Genomic DNA, 19,181 nt, shown 5'->3' on the forward strand with positions numbered 1-19,181 from the left:
CGCGACGGCGACGCGCTCCGATCGTCACACGCGGCGACCGCCGGGGGCCACGGGGACGCCCCCGACATTCGGGCCGCCCGGATCTCAGGGTGGGGTCAGGGTCACCTCCTGAGGTCGACCGGGCCGCCGGGGCAGCAGGATCGAGGCATGACCGAGGAAGCTGCCCCGTCGCCCCGCCCCGGGGCGGCCCAGCCGGGCGGACCGCCGCCGCCCCCGCCGCCGGCGCCCACCACACCCGCCGGCTGGGCCGCGCCGACCACGTTCGGCCCGGCCTCCGCCGGGCCGGAGCCGGCCACCGGGCCGGAGCCGGCCACGGATACCGGGACCGTGCCGCCGGCCGGCGGGTACGCCGCCCCGCCGCCACCCCCGCCGCCCGGCGGATCGGCCTTCACCTCCCGGTACGGGCTGGTCCGGCCCCGCGAGGGCCGCTACCTGGCCGGCGTCTGCGCCGCGATCGGCCGCGCCACGAACACCGACCCGGTGCTCTGGCGAGTGCTGCTGGCAGTGCTCGGCTTCTTCGGCGGCATCGGCATCCTCGTGTACGTCACGGCCTGGCTGATCATCCCGGGTGAGGGCGACACCGCCTCCCCGGTCGAGTCGATGCTCGGCCGCGGGCGCTCCAGCATGTCCCCGGTCACGGTGATCGTGCTGAGCATCCTGGTCGCGGTCAGCTTCGGTTTCATCGTCACGGACGCCTTCCGGGCCGTGCTGCTCGGCGCGGCCATCCTGGTCGGCGGCGCGCTGCTGCTCAACCGTGACCAGGGCGCGACCGGCCGGGCCGCCCCGACCGGCCCGGGACCCGTCCCCGGTCCGGCGGCCTACCCGCCGGGCCCGGTGCCGCCGGTGAGCTGGCCGGCGCCCGGAGTCGGCACCCCGCCCGCCGCGCCCCCGGCGCCCGGGCAGCCGTGGGCCCCGTCGGCCGCCGGGCAGCCGGCCGGCGTCCCGGGCCTGGGCCGCCCCTCGGGCGCCCCGGTCTCGGGGCAGCCCGACGCCACCTGGGCGGCCCCGCCGGCCCGGCCGTCGGCCGAGCCGACCGCCGAGCTGCCGCCCTGGCCGCCCACGCCGGCGGCGGGCACGTCGACCGGCTCCCTCCCCCCGGTCGGCGGGCCCGTGGCGGCGTACCCGCCCGTGGCCGCGCCCCGGCCGCCGGCCGGCTACCGGCCCCCGTTCGCCCCGCACGGCCCGTACGCCACGAGGCCGCAGCCGGCCCCGCCGCCGCCGGTGAGGCCGCCGAAGCGGCCCCGCGAGCGCTCCCCGCTGGGCGCCGTGACGTTCTCGCTGATCTTCCTGGCGCTGGGCGTGGTCGGCGCGCTCGACCTGCTCGACGTGATCCACGTCGGCGCGGCGGCGTACTTCGCGACGGCCCTGGCCACCATCGGCCTCGGCCTGCTCGTCGGGGCGTGGTTCGGCCGGGCCCGGTGGCTGATCGCGCTCGGGCTGGTCACCGCGGCGGCGCTCGGCGTAGTCACCGTGGTCGAGTCCTACGACCGGATCCGGGGCGTGGGCGGGGACGTGACCTGGGCGCCCACCGACTACCGCGACCTCGCCGACCGCTACGAGAACAGCTTCGGCAAGGCCGTCCTCGACCTGCGCGCGGTCGACCTCGACAAGCGGGAGACGCAGATCACCGTCGCGATCAACTTCGGCGATGCGACCGTGGTGGTGCCGCCGAACGTCGACGTGACCACGGTCACCGACGTGAACGCCGGGGACGCCACGGTCTTCGGCAAGCGGTCGGGCGGGCTGGACGGCCGGCTCCGGGAGAGTGTCGACCTCGGCCCGGACGGCCCCGGGGGCGGGAAGCTGCGCCTCTACGTCCACGTCAACGCGGGCAACCTGGAGGTGACCCGGTGAAGGCGCACCGTACCGACCTCGTCTCGCTCGTCTTCGCCCTGCTCTTCCTCGGCCTCGCGGCCTGGTGGCTCGCCGCCCAGCTGCTCGGCCTGGCCCTGCCGCCGGTCGGCTGGTTCCTTGCCGGCGGGCTGATCCTGGTCGGTGTGCTGGGCCTCGTCGGGGCGCTCCGCGCCGGCCGCGACGACCGGAAGGCCACCGCCGGGCAGGGCACGCCGGACACCGCGCCGGGTGCGACCGACGTCGACGCCGCCGTCACCGGGCCGGGCGCCGACGCGCCGACGACCGGCGCCGGCCCGGTACCCGCCGACGAGTGGCCGACGGCCGCGGTCGCGGACACCGGGACGGCGGCCGCCGAGGACCGGCCGCTGGGCGACGGTTACGACCCGGCCCGCTGGTCCCCGGCGGACCCGCTCGACGACGACCCGGCCACGCCCGGCGGGCGGTCGCCGGCCGGCCCGGAGCGGGCGGACGGCTGACCACGGGCGACCGGCGCCGCGGGACGCCTATGCTGGCCGGTGGAGTTCTCGCCTCCGCCGGCCGGCCCGCGCCGCCGGGCCTCGTCCGCGGCGAGCCGCCGGGTCGCCGGGCCTAGCCCGTGGCCGAGCCGCCGGGCCGCGGCCGGAGCCCGCGGCCCGGTCGAAGGCCGCCGTGGCGATCCCGCCGCGTATGTCGTCTCTACCTGTCAGGAGCCCGTCCGACATGACCCAGTCCCCCGCCGTGCCCGCCACCGGCCGGCCCGGTCCGGTCCACATCGGCGAGCGCGCCGCCCGTACCCTCGTCAGCGAGCTGGCCCGGCACAACGACCCGAAGGCCGCGCTGCTGGTCGGCGCCGCCCCGGAGTCCGCGGTGCTGGCCGCGGCGATCGACGCCCTGCTGCCCGGCGACACCCTCACCGTCGTGCCCGCCGCGACGACCGAGGCGGCCGGGCTGCGCGAGCACGTGACGGCCCAGGGCCGCTGGGTCGCCGACCGGGTACGGGTGGTGGACTCCCTCGCCGAGGCCGACGCCGCCGAGGTGGTGATCGCCGCCGAGGCGCTCGTCGGCACCACCGACGAGACCCGGGCGACCGTCGACGGCCTGGTCAAGTATCTGGCCGACGGCGCGGTGCTGAGCGTGGCCGCCCCCGCGGGCCCCGGCCGCACCGCCGGCGCCGCCGTCGAACTGGAGCGGCAGGCGGCGCTGCACGGCGTGGGCACCGACCTGGTGCTGCGCAACTACCCGCCGGTGCGGGTGCACCGGCTGCGGTTCACGCCGGCCAGCCCGGCGCTGGCGGCCCGCCTCGCCCCGGCGTACCGGCCGTCCAGTGTCCCGCTGACCCGGAGCATGCACATCGACTCCAACGGCGTGGCCGCGGCGGGGATCGCCCTCGGCCTGGCCGCGCTGGCCCGCGTCGCCCGGCCCAAGTCCCGGCTCTGGCTGCTCCCGGCGCTGGCCGCCGCTCCGGTGGCCGCGTTCTTCCGGGACCCGGAGCGGGACGTGCCGGAGGACCCGTCGGCCGTGGTGGCCGCCGCCGACGGGCAGGTGCTCTCGGTGCAGCGGCTGCACGACGAGCGCTTCGGCGAGGGCGAGTGGCTGCGGATCGCCGTCTTCCTGTCGGTGCTGGACGTGCACGTCAACCGGTCCCCGGTGGCGGGCAAGGTGGTGGACTACTTCGTCGCCGACGGCGGGTTCGTCAACGCGATGAAGCCGGACGCCGAGCACAACGTGGCGGCGTACACGGTGCTCGACACCGGGCACGGCACCGTGGTCGTCGCGCAGCGCACCGGGCTGATCGCCCGGCGCATCGTGCAGCGGGCCCCGATCGGTGCGCTGCTGGCCAGGGGCGAGCGCCTCGGTCTGATCCGGTTCGGCTCGCGTACCGACGTCTACCTGCCGGCGGACGCGGCCGAGCCGCTGGTCGGGCCGGGCGACAAGGTGGTCGGCGGCGCGACGGTCATCGCCCGCTGGCTCTGACGGCCGGCACGACAGAGGGGCGCCGCTGGTCAGCGGCGCCCCTTTCTGCGTCGGGTCTGCGTCGGGTCGGTCAGGCGGTGCGGCGCTGGTGCAGCCACAGCAGCGGGCCGCTGACCAGGTAGCCCACCACGACCAGGGCGAAGGTGAGCCGGATGTCGACGAGCGCGCCGATCACCGGGGCCAGCCAGAGCCACGGCGGCAGCTTCACCAGCCGGGCCAGCTTGGCGTACGGGAAGCTGCTGACCATGGCGAACGCCAGCAGCGCCACGCCGGCGATCTGCACCAGGCCCGGCAGCGGCAGCCCGAGCGCGACGGTCAGGGCCAGCACGGCCGCGGCCATCGTGGTGGGCACGCCGCAGAAGAAGCGGCCGTCCTTCGGCGAGACGTTGAACCGGGCGAGCCGGATCGCGGCACAGGCGGCGACCAGCGCGGCGGCGACGGCGGCGGCCGCGGGCGGGGCCGACCCCGCGAGCGAGGCGTACACCACGACGGGGGCGGCGAGGCCGAACGAGCACATGTCGGCCAGCGAGTCCATCTGGGCGCCGAACGGGCTGGCGACCTTGAGCTTGCGGGCGAGCGCCCCGTCGAGCCCGTCGAACGCCACGCAGGCGATCAGGAGGAACGCGCCGAGCCGCACGTCGCCCCGCATGGCCACGAAGATCGCGTTGATGCCGAGCATCAGGCTGGCCAGGGTGCAGGCGTTGACCAGGGCGAACTTCGCCCGGCGGGCCACGGTGCGCTCGCCCGGCAGCAGCGGGATCGCCATCGACGGCGCGTCGTCGTCGACCGCCGGGTGGGGAGCGAGAGCCGGGCTGACCGGCACGATCGCCTCGACGTCGGTGCGCTCGTACCGGTCGAGGCCGTACCGGCGACGCTGCCGGTCGAGGTAGCGGTGCTCGGGCGAGGCCAGGTCGGTGGCCGGGGCGGCGACGCCGTCGCGGCGTCCCACCCGGACGAGCAGCACCTGGCGGGCGAACGTGCTGCTGCGGCGCAGCCGGCCCGCCCAGCGACGCCCTGCGGGGCGCGGACTGTCAGTCGTACGACGCCGGCGCCATGGGGCTCTCGGCACGTTTCCTCCATCACCGGATCGGCTGGCCGCCTCGGGGCGGGCGTCCGGCTGTCTCGTGCCGGACCGCTTCTGGCCCGGCAGCCCGTTCAAGCGGAGTACACCATTGCACAGGGGGGTGGGGCTTGGCGATAGCTGCCGGCGGTCTGATATCTCCGTCAACCGCGCGAACCGCCTCTTTTATTCCCATCCCGGGCATCGTCGCCCGTTCCTCCATCAACCCCGCCCCCAGCCTACCGGAGCCGGTCGATGCGGGCCGAGCGAGCGCCCGCTATCCGACGCGACGTCCGGTTGCCAGCGCGACGACCTCCGTCACCCGCAGCCCGCCGAGCTGCTCCGGGGTGAACCACGCGGCGTCCGCCGTGGAACCGCCGGCCAGCTCGGTGACCCGGGCCTCGGTCGGCTCCTCGACCAGCACCCGGTAGATCACCCGGACCCCGTGCCAGTCCAGCGGCCGGCCCTCCGGCCCCAGCGCCGCGGGATTGTGCAGATTGTGCACGGCGATCAGTTCCCCACCCGGCCGAGCTGGCCGCCCTCCTCGACCAGCTCGCGGAGCAGGCCGGCGGCCGGCTGCTCGCCGTGGTCGGTGCCGCCGCCGGGCAGGTGCCACAGCCCCGCGCCCGGATACCCTTCGGCGATCTTCGTGAGCAGCACCCGCCCGGCCGGGTCGGTGACCAGCCCGTACGCCGCGAAGCGCGTCCGCCGGTCGACCGGGGACGGCGGCAGGGGCGCGCGGGGACGGCGCGGGACGCGGCGGGCGGCACCGGCACGACCGGCAGCCCCAGCACCTCGGCGGTGAACGGCAGGAGCGGCAGCGCGGCTGCCTCCTCCGGGGTCACCCAGCGCGCCAGGTCGGTGGCGCGGTCGCCGTCCTCGCGGAGCGCCTGACCGGCCTCGCCACGCAACTCCCCGCCTCGCCGTGGACGCCGTCCTCGCCGCCGCCCACCTCGCCGCCGCCCACCTCGCCGTGGAGCGCGCCGGTCGGCGCGACGGTGAAGACGATCCGGTCGGTGTGCAGCGAGACGCCCTCCTCCGGCAACGAGGTGACGTCCGCGACGGCGGCGACCAGGCCGGTCACCGCGACGGCGAGCCCCGCCTCCTCGGCGAATCCCCGCGCCACGCCGGCCTCGGGGTGCTCCGCGTGGGCCAGGGCGCCCCCGGGCAGCCGCCACGCTCCCGGGAAGTCGGCCCAGGGCGACTCCCGGACGAGCAGCACCCGCCCGTCACCGTCCCACGACACCCCGTACGCCCCGACCCGTCGCCGCTGTTCCACCCGTACCCTCCCCCGGCCCAACGACCCCGTCGATCATGAGGTTAGCGGCATCGGGACGGGCATATCGCGCCGTCAACCTCATGATCGACAAAGCGGATGCGGGGGGCTTCCGCCTGCGGGTAGCCGGCGGCAACCAGGAGGCCGCTGGGGGTGGGGTGGGGTGGGGGGTCAGGTGAGGCGGGCGGCCTGGACGGCCTCCGCCGTGACCTCCGTGAGGCGGTCGGTGGGCAGGGCGCCCAGCTCCTCGCGGGCGAACCAGCGGGCCTCGCAGGTGGAGCCGCCGACGTCCGACACGGTCGGTGGGGCGGGCTGGTCGACGACCACCCGGTAGAAGGCGCGTACGCCGTGCCAGTCGATCGGGTAGCCCTCGGGGCCGAGCGAGGCGGCGTCCCGGTGGCTGGCGACGCCCAGCAGCTCGACCAGGCGGCCCCGCTGGCCGGTCTCCTCCACCAGCTCCCGGATCAGCGCCGCGCCCGGCTGCTCGCCGTAGTCGGTGCCGCCGCCGGGCAGGTGCCAGCGGCCCGCGCCCGGGTACCCGTCGGCGACGCGGGTGAGCAGCACCCGGCCGTCCGGGTCGGTGGCCACCGCGTACGCGGCGAAGCGCTGGGCCCGGTGCAGCCCGTCCGGGCCGGGGACCGCGTAGAACGAGGGGAACTCGGGCACCTCGTCGGGCACCACGTCGGCCGACGGGGCGGGCAGTCCGAGGGCCCGCGCGGTGAACGACCGCAGCGGCAGCTCGCGGGCCTCCGCCAGGGTGAACCAGCGGGCCAGGTCGGTCGGGCGGTCGACCCGGTCGGTCAGCGTGCCGCCGCGCACCGAGACCTTGTAGATCAGCCGGTCGGTGTGGATGGTGATGCCCCGCTCCGGCAGCGCCCGCATGTCGGCGAGCACGTCGTCCAGGCCGGACACGGCCACCGAGAGGCCCGTCTCGGCGGCGGTCTCCCGGACGACGGTGTGGTTCGGGTCCTCGCCGTGGTCGACGGCCCCACCGGGCAGGGACCACGTGCCCGGGGTGCCGGAGCGCCCCGACGCGCGTACCAGTAGCACTCGGCCGGCCGAATCAGCACAAACTGCGTATGCCGCGATTCTGCGGAGCGGCTCCAGCATGGTGGTCACGGGGCCAAATTCTCCCCCGCGCGCGTTTCGTCCATCGAAAAGAGTCAGATTCCTGACCGAACGCTGGATCATCAGGGGTCGATCAGGGTAGGGATCCGGGCGCTCACCGAGGTCGCCGCGGCGCCGCGCACGGACCGTGGAGGCATGACCTCGACCAACAGCCACCAGGCCCCGTACAAGCAGCTCCGCCGCCCCACCACCGACCGGATGGTGGCCGGGGTGGCCAGCGGCCTCGGCCGCTACTTCGGAGTCGACCCCACCCTGGTCCGGGTGGTCTTCGCCGTCGCGACGCTGGTCACCGGCGGGATCGCCGCGCTCGCGTACCCGATCATGTGGTTCCTGATGCCGGAGGAGCCGGCCTGCGCGCCGGCCTGGCCGCACCCGGCGGACCCCGCGACGCGGCCCACGGCGTACGCCCCGCAGCCGGACTACCCGCCGGCCCCGCCGACGTCCGGACCGGTGCCGCCGACCGCCGGGTGAGGCGGCCGGGGCGGCGTCACTCCCACTCGATGGTGCCCGGCGGCTTGCTGGTGACGTCCAGGACCACCCGGTTCACCTCGGCCACCTCGTTGGTGATCCGGGTGGAGATCCTGGCCACCACGTCGTACGGCAGCCGGGACCAGTCGGCGGTCATCGCGTCCTCGCTGGAGACCGGGCGCAGCACCACCGGGTGGCCGTACGTACGGCCGTCGCCCTGCACGCCCACGCTGCGGACGTCGGCCAGGAGCACCACCGGGAACTGCCAGACGCCCCGGTCCAGGCCGGCGGCGCTCAACTCCTCCCGGGCGATCAGGTCGGCCTTGCGGAGCACGTCGAGCCGCTCCCGGTCGACCGCGCCGATGATCCGGATGGCCAGGCCGGGGCCCGGGAACGGGTGCCGCCAGACCATCGCCTCGGGCAGGCCCAACTGCAGCCCGAGCGCGCGGACCTCGTCCTTGAACAGCGTGCGCAGCGGCTCGACCAGGGCGAACCTCAGGTCCTCGGGCAGGCCGCCGACGTTGTGGTGGCTCTTGATGTTGGCGGTGCCGGTGCCGCCGCCGGACTCGACCACGTCCGGGTAGAGGGTGCCCTGCACCAGGAACTCGACGTCGCCGTGCGCGGCGATCTCCCGGGCGGCGGCCTCGAAGACCCGGATGAACTCCCGGCCGATGATCTTGCGCTTCTGCTCCGGGTCGGTCACCCCGGCCAGGGCCCCGAGGAAGCGCTCCTGCGCGTCGACCACCTTGAGCTTGATGCCGGTGGCGGCGACGTAGTCCTTCTCCACCTGCTCGGCCTCGCCGGCCCGCAGCAGTCCGTGGTCGACGAAGACGCAGGTGAGCTGGTCGCCGACCGCCCTGTGCACCAGCGCGGCGGCGACGGCGGAGTCCACCCCGCCGGACAGGCCGCAGATGACCTCCTTGTCGCCGACCTGCTCGCGGACGCGGGCCACCTGCTCCTCGATGATGTTCTCGGGCGTCCAGGTGGGCTCGATGCCGGCGATGTCGTACAGGAACCGGGTGAGCATCTCCTGGCCGTGCGCGGTGTGCCCGACCTCGGGGTGGAACTGCACCCCGGCCCGGCGGCCGGCCAGGTCCTCGAACGCGGCCACCGGAGCGCCGGCCGACTCGGCGGTGACGGTGAATCCGGCGGGGGCCTCGGTGACGCAGTCGCCGTGGCTCATCCAGACCGGCAGGTCGTCCGGCAGCTCACGGAGCAGCACGCCGGCGTCGGCGCGGGGGCGCAGCGGGGTGCCGCCGTACTCCCGGTTGCCGGTGCGGGCGACCGTGCCGCCGAGCGCCTGGGCCATCGCCTGGAAGCCGTAGCAGATGCCGAAGACCGGCACGTCCGCGGTGAACACCCCGGCGTCGATCTGCGGGGCGCCCGGGGCGTAGACGCTGGCCGGACCGCCGGACAGGATGATCGCGGCCGGGTTCTTCGCCAGCATCTCGGCGACCGGCATCGAGTGCGGGACGATCTCCGAGTAGACCTTCGCCTCGCGCACCCGGCGCGCGATGAGCTGGGCGTACTGGGCTCCGAAGTCCACCACGAGGACAGGGCGAGGCGTGCTCATGTGCAGAAAGCCTACCCACAGTCACCGCACCCCCGGGCAGCGGCCGGCCCTTCCGGCGCCGGACCGGTGCGAGCGGGACCTCTCATCCACCTCGGGCGTCGACAGGGGGCCCTTCCTCACCGCAACGCGGCGGGAGCGTGCGCGGGGACGGCCGGGCGCCGCCGACCCCGGCGCCGGACAGCACCAGCACCCCGCCGGCCCGCCGGTCGGCGGAGCGGAGCAGGTCGATCCGTTGCAGCCCGTAGCAGCCGAGCCTCGGCGCCCACAGGAACCGCCGCAGCCGCCAGGCGCCGGGAACTCGTCGTCGGCGAAGCGCCGCCCGGCCTCCAGCACGCCGACCGAGTATCCCTTCTCGGCGAGTCGGAGCGCGGTGACGCTGCCGCCGAAACCGGAGCCGATGACGAGCACGTCGTACCGCATGGACGCATCATTACCGACGAGTAGCTCTCGCGCCACAGGCAGTTCTCGCGGGATCATCCACGCACGACTCCGGCCGGGAGCCCGGCCCGCCCCGACGAGCGCGCCGGTGCCGGGGCGGCAAGCGGCGTCTCCGCCGGAGCGTGGCACGGGCGGGGGTGGGGAACATGGTTCGACGTACGGGACCTCGCCGGCGGTGGCGGCTGGTTCTGGCCGTCCTCGCGGCGGTCGCCCTGGTGACGGGCGGCGCGACCGTGGCCGCCCGGCTCGTCGCCGATCACGAGCCGCGGCCCGGGGCCACCCCGGTCACCGCCGCGCCCACACCGTCCGCCGCCGAGCCGAGCCCGACGCCCAGCCCCACGCCGCCGCCGGGGGCGGGGATCACGGGCCCGCTCAACCTCCTGCTGGTCGGGGTCGACACCCGGGTCAGCGTGCCCGGCTGGGAGCCGCACGGCGACGCCGTACTGATCGCGCACGTGCCGAAGGGCCTGGACCGGGCGTACCTCTTCTCGCTTCCCCGCGACCTGCTGGTCGACATCCCGGCGTTCCCGCCGGCCCGGTACAAGGGCGGGCGGACCAAGCTCACCCACGCGATGAGCTACGGCAGCCGGGTGCCCGGCAAGCGGGGTCGGCCCAGCACCGCCCAGGGGTACGAACTGCTGCGCAGCACCGTCAGCGGGTACACGGGGCTGCGGTTCGACGCGGGCGCCGTCGTCACCTTCCAGGGCCTGCGGAAGCTGGTGGACGCCGTGGGCGGGGTCGACCTGTACGTCGACCAGCGGACCCCCTCCCTGCACCGGCGGCCGGACGGCCGGCACCGCGACCCGGCGCCGGGCGGGGGCGGCTACGTCGGGCCGCAGATGGTCTACGAGAAGGGTGAGCGGCAGCTCAGCGGCTGGCAGGCGCTGGACTACGCCCGCCAGCGCTACATCGCGGGCGGCGACTACGCCCGGCAGCGCCACCAGCAGCAGCTGATCCGGGCGCTGGTCCGGAAGATCCAGGCCGAGGAGCTGGCCCGGCAGCCGGAGCGGGTCGAGCAGGTGGTCGCCGCGCTCGGCGACACCCTGACGTACGCGGGCGGGCCCCGGATCGTCGACCTCGCGTACGCCCTCGGCGGGCTGCCGGCCGACCGGATGGTCCTCGTCGGGCTGCCCGGCGACTCGGTCGGCTCCGGCGGGGCGTACCGGGGCGAGCAGCTCGAACCGGTCGGCCGGGGGTTCCTCACGGCGCTGAAGGCGGGCCGGGTCGACAGGTACCTCGCCGGGCACCCGGAGCTGGTGGTCCGGAGGTAGCGGCCGATCAGCGGGGCTCGGGGCGCGGCGGCCGCTCGGTGCCGTACAGCCAGGCGTCGAAGAGGACGTCGAGCTGCCGGCCGGCGACCTGCTCGGCGAGGGCCACGAAGTCCGCCGTGGTGGCGTTGCCGTCGCGCCGGTCGGCCGCCCAGGTGCGCAGGATCTCGAAGAACGCCGCGTCCCCGACCGTGCCGCGCAGCGCGTGCACGGTCATCGCGCCGCGCTGGTACACCGACTGGCTGAACAGGTTCGCCGCCCCCGGCCTGCCCGGCGGGATCCGCCACACCTGGCTGCCCGAGCCGACGTACTCGCTGTCGAACGACTGCTGCGCGGTCCGCCCGCCGCGGTGCTCCTCCCAGAGCCACTCGGCGTACGTGGCCAGCCCCTCGTTGAGCCAGATGTCCTGCCACCTCGTCAGGGCCACGCTGTTGCCGAACCACTGGTGGGCCAGCTCGTGCGCGACCACCCCGGTGTTCTCGCCCCGGCGGAAGAAGTTGGCCGAGTAGACCGGGCGGCTCTGGGTCTCCAGCGCGTACCCGATGCCCGGCTCGGAGATCACCACCCCGCCGTACGCGTCGAACGGGTACGGCCCGAAGACGCCCTCCAGGTAGTCGGCCACCTCCACCGTACGGGCGATCGAGGCGTCGGCGGCCCCCTGCGGCAGCTTCGTGGTGACCGCGCTGAAGACCGGACGTCCCCGGTGCTCGCCCCGGGTCACCCGGAACTCCCCGATCGCGACCGTGCTCAGGTAGCTGGCCATCGGCGACCGCTCGGCCCACTTCCAGGTGGTCCAGCCGTCACTGGTGCTCCTCCCCACCGGCACGCCGTTGCTGATCGCGGTCAGTCCCTTCGGGACGGTGATCTCGAAGTCGTACGCGGCCTTGTCGGACGGGTGGTCGTTGACCGGGAACCAGGTGCTCGCCGACTCCGGCTGGCCGAGGGCGACCGCGCCGTCGGAGGTGTGCCGGAACCCGCCCTCGCCGAGGGCCTCGTTGCGCAGCGGGGCCGGCTCGCCGTCGTAGCTGATCTCGGCGGTGAAGCCGTTGCCGGAGGTCAGCCCGGCGGCGGGGATGATCATCAGCTCGTCGCCGGTGCGACTGTGCCGGGCCGGCGCGCCGTCCACGGTGACGTTGCGCACGGTCAGCCCGGCGAGGTCCAGGTTGAACGAGGACAGGTCCGTGGTGGCGGTCGCCTGCACGGTGGTGATGCCGGAGAGCCGGTCCCGCGCCGGGTCGTAGCGGACCTTCACGAGGTACCGGGTCACGTCGTACCCGCCGTTGCCGTACTCCGGGAAGTACTCGTCGCCCGCCCCCGCGGCCCCGGGCTTGAACTGCCGGGCCCGGGTCGGCTGGGGGCTCTCCCCCGTCAGCGGCTCGGTCGGCGCCGCCTCGCAGCCGGCCACCGCGAGCGCGGCGGCCAGCAGCAGACCGGTGCCGAGGCGCGCGCCCCGCAGGCTCAGCGTCATACCCGTCGTCCCTTCCCCGGCCCCGGGCGGTTCCGCCCGCGCCGGCCGGCGCCCCGTTCCGCCCGCGGCAGCCTACCGAGCCCGGACACGGGAGCACCACGCCGCCACCACCCGCGATCTTGCACTTCCGGCCCCGACAATCCTGGCAAACCACTCAGATCAGGGGCACAAACTGCAAGATCGCGAACAGCTGGCGCGTTACGGGAGGGCGGGGGGTGTGGGGGCGGCTAGCCAGGCGGTGAGCAGGGCGGCCAGGGGTCGGTTGGCGACGCGCTCGGCGAGGGTGGCGAAGTCGGCCGTGGTGGCGTTGCCGCCGCGCCGCTCGGCGGTCCAGGTGCGCAGGATCCGGAAGAAGACGTCGTCGCCGACGGTGCGGCGCAGGGCGTGCACGGCCAGCGCGCCCCGCTGGTAGACGGCCGTGCCGAACATGTCCGCCCGGCCCGGGTCCACGGCGGGCCGCGACCAGTCCGTCGCGGCGTAGCGCAGCTCGAAGCTGCGCTGCGCGGTGGGGCCGCCGTCGTGTTCGGCCCAGAGCCATTCCGCGTACGTCGCGAAGCCCTCGTTGAGCCAGATGTCGCTCCACCGGGCCAGCGAGACGCTGTCGCCGAACCACTGGTGCGCCAGCTCGTGCGCCACCACCTCCGGGTCGGGGCGGCCGGAGTGGAAGAAGCCCGGCCCGTACACCGGCCGGGACTGGGTCTCCAGCGCGTATCCCACGCGGTCGTCGGCGACGGCGATCCCGCCGTACGACTCGAACGGGTACGGCCCGAACCTCCCGGCCAGGAAGTCGACGATCTCGCCCGTGCGGGCCAGCGACCGGGCGGCCGGCCCGTCCGCGGGCAGGCTCGCCGCCACGGCCGTCACGATCGGCCGGCCGGCATGGGTGCCGGTGTCGACCCGGTAGTCGCCGATCACCAGGAAGCTCAGGTAGCTGGCCATCGGGGCCCGCTCGGCCCAGCGCCACGTCGTCCAGCCGTCGCCGCTCGTGCGGCCCAGCGGCACCCCGTTGCTCAGCGCGGCGAGCCCGTCGGGGACGGTCACCTCGACGTCGTAGGCGGCCTTGTCGGCGGGGTGGTCGTTGACGGGGAACCAGGTGGCCGCCGAGTCGGGCTGGCCGAGGGCGATCGCCCCGTCGGGGGTGGCGAGGAACCCGCCGCCGCCCAGTGTGCTCGCCGCGACGGGTTCGGGCACGCCGGCGTACTCGACGTCGACCGTGAACCGGGCACCCCGGGGCAGGCCCCGGGCCGGGGTGACGACCAGTTCGCGGCCGTCCCTGGCGTGCCGGGCGCGGTTGCCGTCAACGCGTACGGAGGAGACGGTCAGGCCGGCGAGGTCCAGGTTGAACCGGGACAGGCCCTCGGTCGCCGTGGCCGTGACCGTGGCGTGCCCGGCGAGCCGTTCGTCGGCCGGGTCGTAGCGCACCCGCAGGCGGTAGTCGGCAACGTCGTACCCGCCGTTGCCGTACCCCGGCACGTACGGGTCGCCCGCGTCGGCCGCCCCCGGCCGCAGCCCGGACCGGTCGTCGGTCCCGGTGCAGCCGGTGACCAGCAGCGCCACCGCCAGCAGGGCGCCGCCCCACCGCCCGCGACCGCCGTTCATCCGCCGAGCCTAGAACGCGGTGCGCGGGCGCGGACCGGAATCCACGCCCGCGCGCCGATCGGCACCGGCCTGGCCGGTCAGGGGTCGAGGACCAGCCCGACCTTCTGGAACTCCTTGAGGTCGCGGTAGCCGCACTTGGCCATGGCCCGGCGCAGGCCGCCGAACAGGTTGAGCTGGCCGTCCGGCTCGTCGGCCGGGCCGAAGAGCAGCTGCTCCATCGAGCCGAGCGGCTCGCCGGCCGTCTCGAACGCCCCGCGCGGCAGCGACGGGTGGCTGGCCGCCGAGTGCCACCACGCGCCGCCGGCCGGGGCCTCCTCGCACAGCGACAGCGGCTCGCCGAGCATCACCGCGTCCGCCCCGCAGCCGAGCGCCTTGGCGATGTCCCCGGAGGTCTTGATGTCGCCGTCGGCGATCAGGTGCACGTACCGGCCGCCGGTCTCGTCGAGGTAGTCCCGGCGGGCGGCGGCGGCGTCCGCGATGGCGGTGGCCATCGGCACCCGGATGCCGAGCACCGAGTCGGTGGTCGACCAGTCGTCGCCGCCGATGCCGACGATCACGCCGGCCGCGCCGGTGCGCATGAGGTGCAGCGCCGTCTTGTAGTCGGTGCAGCCGCCGACGATCACCGGCAGGTCGAGGTCGGCGATGAACTCCTTGAGGTTCAGCGGCTCCTCGGTGGTGGAGACGTGCTCGGCCGAGACGATGGTGCCCTGGATGACCAGGATGTCCACGCCGGCGTCGAGGATGACCGGGGCCAGCGTCAGGGTGTGCTGCGGGGAGACCCGGACGGCCACCGTCCCGCCGCCGGACCGCAGCTCGCGGACCCGCTCGGCGATCAGGTCCGGGCGGATCGGCTCGGCGTACACCTCCTGGAGGCGCCGGGTGGCGCGGGCCTCCTCGCCGAGGGCTGCCAGCTCCTCCAGCACCTTGGTCGGGTTCTCGTACCGCGTCCACAGACCCTCGACGTTGAGCACGCCGAGGCCGCCCAGCTCGCCGAGCCGGATCGCCGACTGCGGGCTCATCGTGGCGTCGGACGGGTGCCCCACGCACGGGATGCCGAACGGGTACGCGTCCAGCTGCCAGGCGGTGGAGACGTCGTCGACGTCCCGGGTGCGGCGGCTCGGCACGATGGCGATGTCGTCCAGGTGGTAGCCGCGCTGCGCGGTCTTGCCCAGCCCGATCTCGACCACGTCACGCATGGGGGACTCCAGTTGTCTTGGTGGGGGACGGTCAGCGGGAGTGGTAGTTGGGCGCCTCGACGGTCATCTGGATGTCGTGCGGGTGGCTCTCCTTGAGCCCGGCCGCGGTGATCCGGATGAGCTGACCACGGCGGTGCAGCTCGGGGATGCTCTCCGCGCCGACGTACCCCATCGCGGCGCGCAGCCCGCCGATGAGCTGGTGGGCGACCTGGGCGAGCGGGCCCCGGTAGGGCACCTGGCCCTCGACGCCCTCCGGGACCAGCTTGTCCTCGGCGAGCACGTCCTGCTGGAAGTAGCGGTCCTTCGAGTACGACTTGGCCTGACCCCGGGACTGCATCGCGCCGAGCGAGCCCATGCCCCGGTACGCCTTGTACTGCTTGCCGTTGATGAAGATCAGCTCGCCGGGGCTCTCCTCGCAGCCGGCGAGCAGGCTGCCCAGCATCACGGTGTCGGCGCCGGCCACGAGGGCCTTGGCGATGTCGCCCGAGTACTGGATGCCGCCGTCGCCGATCACCGGGACGCCGGCCGGCCCGGCGGCCCGCGCCGCCTCCATGATCGCGGTGATCTGCGGCACGCCGACCCCGGCGACTATCCGGGTGGTGCAGATCGCGCCCGGGCCCACCCCGACCTTGACCCCGTCGGCACCGGCATCGACCAGGGCCCTCGCCCCGGCGTACGTGGCCACGTTGCCGCCGACGATGTCGATGACCGTGTCCTTCTTCAGCCGGGCGACCATCTCCAGCACGGCCCGCTGGTGGCCGTGCGCCGTGTCCACGATCAGCACGTCCACGCCCGCGTCGACCAGGGTGCGGGCCCGCTTGTACGAGTCCTCGCCCACGCCGACCGCGGCGGCCACCCGGAGCCGGCCGGCGGAATCCTTCGTGGCGTTCGGGTACTGCTCGCTCTTGGTGAAGTCCTTGACCGTGATCAGCCCGCGCAGCTTGCCCGAGCCGTCGACGATCGGCAGCTTCTCGACCTTGTGCCGGCGCAGCAGCTCCAGCGCCTCGTCCTTGCTCACCCCGACGGGCGCGGTGACCAGCGGCGTCGGGGTCATGATCTCGCGGACCCGGGTGGCCGGCTCGGAGACGAAGCGCATGTCGCGGTTGGTGACGATGCCGACCAGCTGGCCCTCGCCGTCGACCACGGGCACGCCGGAGATCCGGTAGCGGCCGCAGAGGGCGTCGACCTCGCGCAGCGTGTCGTCCGGGCTGGCGGTCACCGGGTTGGTGATCATGCCGGACTCGGAGCGCTTGACCAGGTCGACCTGAAGCGCCTGGTCCTCCACCGAGAGGTTGCGGTGCAGCACCCCGATGCCGCCCTGGCGGGCCATGGCGATCGCCATCCGCGCCTCGGTGACCGTGTCCATCGCGCTGGACAGCAGCGGCACGTTCAGCTCGATGTTGCGGGTCAGCCGGGTGCGGGTGTTGACCCGGCTGGGCACGACGTCCGACTCGGCGGGCTGGAGCAGCACGTCGTCGAAGGTCAGGCCGAGCGGGACCACCCGGGCCGAGCCGGCGGGCAGCTCCGGCAGCTGGCCGCCCAGCCCGCCGTGGTCGGCGGCGGTGGGAAGCCCCGTGCCACCCTCGGCGCCTACCGGAACTGCGGTGCTGGGCGAATTCTCCACGTTTGCTCTCCTGAGCTGTCTTCGGCGGGCTTCGAGCGGGATGGCGCGCGTGGGCACCGGGCACGCGGCGTGACGACGGGCCCGGTGCAATCGTACCCATCAGGCCCGGCCACCCTCGCCGTGCCGCCCCGCCGGACGACGCAGCGTGACGACGGTCGCGGTCCGCGCCCCGCCGTGGGTGACCGGCGGGACGGGGGCGGACGGGGCGGCGGCGCGGGGTCTACGGTGAGGGGGTGCACGACGAGCCCATCGACCCGTTTAACGGCGACCCGGCCGATCCGGCGGCGGAGCTGCACGATCCAGACGACGACGACCCGGTCGACCCGCTGACCGAGGTCGAGCGGCAGGACGTGCTCGAGGACCTGGCCGACCTGGAGATCTACCAGGCCCTGCTGGCGCCCATCGGGGTGCGCGGCCTGGTGATCGAGTGCGAGGACTGCCGGGAGCCGCACTACTTCGACTGGGACCTGCTCCGGGGCAACCTGCGCCACCTGCTCAGCTCCGGCCGGCCGCGGGTGCACGAGCCGGCCTACGACCCCGATCCGGACCACTACGTCACCTGGGACTACGCCCGCGGCTACGCCGACGGGGTGCACGACACCCTGACCGAGGGCACCGAGGACGACTCCGACCGGGCCACCTGACGCCCCACGTCGGCCGCCCGCGCCAGGCCGTGGTCGACTCCATGTCGGCGACACGGGGGTGTCCGAGCGGCCGCGTCACGCCCATGTCGGCGACACGGAGTGGATCTGGCCGAGCCGTCAGGCCACCAGGCCGGCGCGGAAGCCCGCGGCGACGGCGTGCGCGCGATCCCGGGCGCCGAGCTTGCGGAACAGCCGGCGGGCGTGCGTCTTGACGGTGTCCTCCGAGACGAACAGCTCCCGGCCGATCTCGGCGTTGCTCTTGCCCTCGGCCATGCCGAGCAGCACCTGTAGTTCCCGCTCGGTGAGGCCGATCGGGCTGCGACCGCCCCGGCCCCCGCCCGGTCGGGCCTCCTCGGGCATCTCGCCGGGCTCGCCGCCGCCCGCGTCCGGCTCGTCGTCGCCGCGCTGCACGGGCACCACGGCCGGGGCGGCGCCCGGCCCGTCCTGCGTACCGGACCAGGCCGGCGCGGGCTCGTCCGGGGCGCGGCCGGCGGGCCCGGGGCGGCCCGTGCCGCCGACGGCAGCGGCGTCCCGGGCCGGGTCGGCCACCCGGTGCCGGGGGGCCCGGCCGGGCGCGGAGAGCAGCAGCAGGGCCTTGGCCACGGCGCTGGTCAGGTCGTGGTCGACGCCCTGGATCAGCCCCCGCGCGCCGGCGCCGATCGTGGCGGCGGCCGCCTCGGACTCCTCGGCGCCCAGCAGCAGCACCGCGGCCTGCGGCGAGCGGGCCAGCACCCGGCGGACGAAGCCCGGGCTGTCCGGCCGGGTGAGCGCGGTGTCGGCGAGTACGACGTCCGCCGGGCGCTCCGCCAACCGCAGCATCACCTCGGGATCGGAGACGGCGGTTCGGACGGCGGCGGACAGTCCGAGACGGGCTGCCGCGGAGGTCAGTTGCTGCGCGGCAAGCGGTGTCCGAACGCACACGAGAACGGTACGCACTGTGATCTCCTCTCCGGACCTGAGCAGACCACGACGAGGTCGGGTCGGGTGGGGGTTCCCGGCAATCCTCCGAACTTTTCCGACAGATGGGGCATATGCCGCGTACCGCCCGCAGTTTCCGATCACAGTAGTGTGAGTTCGCGGCGATCCGGGTACGGGAGATCCCGAGCCGGACACGGTGCGCCAGCGCGGCCAGCCGGCCGGACGCCGGTCAAAGACGATCTCCGCGGTGCCGCGCGGGAGGAGGGGTGCTGATGTCGAACGTACGCAGACTGCCCGGACCCATCGTGGACCTCTGGGACTGGCAGCGGCTGGGCGCCTGCCGCGGCCGTGACAGCGCTCAGTTCTTCCACCCGGACGGCGAGCGCGGCTCCTCCCGCCTGCGCCGCGAATCCGGCGCCAAGGCGGTCTGCCGGGCCTGCCCGGTACGCGCCGAGTGCGCCGCCCACGCCCTGTCGGTGCGTGAGCCGTACGGCGTCTGGGGCGGCTTCAGCGAGTCGGAGCGGCTGCGGCTGCTCGCGCTGGGCTGGGAGGACCTGGCCGACCACCGGCACACCCGGGTCGACGTCGCCCGCCTGGAGGCGCGGCTCGGCGCCCCGCACAGGTCGACGGTGCCGGCGCAGCGCAACGTCGCCTGACAGCCCCGTACGCCACGGCGCCGCGCCCCGCCCCGGGCGCGGCGTCGCCGCGTACCCG

Annotated in this window: 14 protein-coding genes and 3 pseudogenes; 7 read left to right on the forward strand and 10 right to left on the reverse strand. The window is 75.3% G+C overall.

The genetic code is table 11. The annotated features are described in order from the left end of the window. Positions 1–147: 147 nt before the first annotated feature. The 3 genes and pseudogenes from JD77_RS07235 (at position 148) to JD77_RS07245 (ending at position 3,807) form a co-directional block, all read left to right on the forward strand. Positions 148–1,854 (forward strand): PspC domain-containing protein, encoded by a 1,707-nt coding sequence (locus tag JD77_RS07235; protein ID WP_145773597.1) that lies wholly within the window; start codon positions 148–150, stop codon positions 1,852–1,854. Next, positions 1,851–2,034, forward strand: a pseudogene (locus JD77_RS35440) (hypothetical protein); the annotation flags it as partial. The gene JD77_RS07235 and the pseudogene JD77_RS35440, both read left to right, overlap by 4 nt. Positions 2,035–2,553: 519 nt before the next feature. Beyond that, positions 2,554–3,807, forward strand: a complete 1,254-nt coding sequence (locus JD77_RS07245) for a phosphatidylserine decarboxylase (RefSeq protein WP_145773599.1) — start codon at positions 2,554–2,556, stop codon at positions 3,805–3,807. Positions 3,808–3,877: 70 nt separating this feature from the next. Here JD77_RS07245 and JD77_RS07250 read toward each other — a convergent pair whose 3' ends face one another. The 3 genes and pseudogenes from JD77_RS07250 to JD77_RS07260 all read right to left on the reverse strand — a co-directional run bounded on the left by JD77_RS07250 (position 3,878) and on the right by JD77_RS07260 (position 7,262). Further along, the gene (locus JD77_RS07250) at positions 3,878–4,801 is read right to left on the reverse strand and encodes a CDP-alcohol phosphatidyltransferase family protein (protein ID WP_145777460.1); all 924 of its coding nucleotides are present in this window, start codon (positions 4,799–4,801) and stop codon (positions 3,878–3,880) included. Between the two features lie 343 nt (positions 4,802–5,144). After that, positions 5,145–6,146, reverse strand: a pseudogene (locus JD77_RS33440) (NUDIX hydrolase). A 168-nt stretch (positions 6,147–6,314) separates the two neighbouring features. After that, complete coding sequence (locus JD77_RS07260; RefSeq protein ID WP_145773600.1) at positions 6,315–7,262, reverse strand: NUDIX hydrolase; 948 nt, start codon at positions 7,260–7,262, stop codon at positions 6,315–6,317. Positions 7,263–7,406: 144 nt separating this feature from the next. Here JD77_RS07260 and JD77_RS07265 point away from each other — a divergent pair, with 144 nt between their 5' ends. After that, on the forward strand, positions 7,407–7,742 hold the full coding sequence (locus JD77_RS07265) for a PspC domain-containing protein (protein WP_145773601.1): 336 nt from the start codon (positions 7,407–7,409) through the stop codon (positions 7,740–7,742). Positions 7,743–7,758: 16 nt separating this feature from the next. Here the strand turns inward: JD77_RS07265 and guaA are convergent, their stop codons facing one another. Next, on the reverse strand, positions 7,759–9,312 hold the full coding sequence (gene guaA, locus JD77_RS07270) for a glutamine-hydrolyzing GMP synthase (RefSeq protein WP_145773602.1): 1,554 nt from the start codon (positions 9,310–9,312) through the stop codon (positions 7,759–7,761). 157 nt (positions 9,313–9,469) lie between these two features. Beyond that, positions 9,470–9,732, reverse strand: a pseudogene (locus JD77_RS07275) (FAD-dependent oxidoreductase); the annotation flags it as partial. Between the two features lie 164 nt (positions 9,733–9,896). Between JD77_RS07275 and JD77_RS07280 the strand changes: the two are divergent. After that, positions 9,897–11,021, forward strand: coding sequence for an LCP family protein (locus tag JD77_RS07280; protein WP_145773603.1), 1,125 nt, complete (start codon positions 9,897–9,899; stop codon positions 11,019–11,021). Between the two features lie 7 nt (positions 11,022–11,028). On the opposite strand, the gene JD77_RS07285 is transcribed toward JD77_RS07280, so the two are convergent. The 4 genes from JD77_RS07285 to guaB form a co-directional block, all read right to left on the reverse strand. Continuing rightward, positions 11,029–12,486, reverse strand: coding sequence for a M1 family metallopeptidase (locus JD77_RS07285; RefSeq protein ID WP_145773604.1), 1,458 nt, complete (start codon positions 12,484–12,486; stop codon positions 11,029–11,031). A gap of 198 nt (positions 12,487–12,684) precedes the next feature. Beyond that, positions 12,685–14,085, reverse strand: coding sequence for a M1 family metallopeptidase (locus JD77_RS07290; protein ID WP_145773605.1), 1,401 nt, complete (start codon positions 14,083–14,085; stop codon positions 12,685–12,687). Between the two features lie 77 nt (positions 14,086–14,162). Continuing rightward, positions 14,163–15,281, reverse strand: a complete 1,119-nt coding sequence (locus JD77_RS07295; RefSeq protein WP_145773606.1) for a GuaB3 family IMP dehydrogenase-related protein — start codon at positions 15,279–15,281, stop codon at positions 14,163–14,165. 31 nt (positions 15,282–15,312) lie between these two features. Continuing rightward, the gene (guaB, locus tag JD77_RS07300) at positions 15,313–16,905 is read right to left on the reverse strand and encodes an IMP dehydrogenase (RefSeq protein WP_387227403.1); all 1,593 of its coding nucleotides are present in this window, start codon (positions 16,903–16,905) and stop codon (positions 15,313–15,315) included. Between the two features lie 233 nt (positions 16,906–17,138). On the opposite strand from guaB, the gene JD77_RS07305 reads away from it, so the two are divergent. After that, entirely contained in the window at positions 17,139–17,549 is a 411-nt protein-coding gene (locus JD77_RS07305; protein WP_145773607.1) for a DUF5319 domain-containing protein, read from the forward strand. 117 nt (positions 17,550–17,666) lie between these two features. Here the strand turns inward: JD77_RS07305 and JD77_RS07310 are convergent, their stop codons facing one another. Then, on the reverse strand, positions 17,667–18,485 hold the full coding sequence (locus tag JD77_RS07310; protein WP_145773608.1) for a helix-turn-helix transcriptional regulator: 819 nt from the start codon (positions 18,483–18,485) through the stop codon (positions 17,667–17,669). A gap of 254 nt (positions 18,486–18,739) precedes the next feature. Here JD77_RS07310 and JD77_RS07315 point away from each other — a divergent pair, with 254 nt between their 5' ends. Next, complete coding sequence (locus tag JD77_RS07315; RefSeq protein WP_145773609.1) at positions 18,740–19,123, forward strand: WhiB family transcriptional regulator; 384 nt, start codon at positions 18,740–18,742, stop codon at positions 19,121–19,123. Positions 19,124–19,181 lie beyond the last annotated feature (58 nt).

This window comes from Micromonospora olivasterospora (assembly GCF_007830265.1).
Taxonomy (GTDB): domain Bacteria; phylum Actinomycetota; class Actinomycetes; order Mycobacteriales; family Micromonosporaceae; genus Micromonospora; species Micromonospora olivasterospora.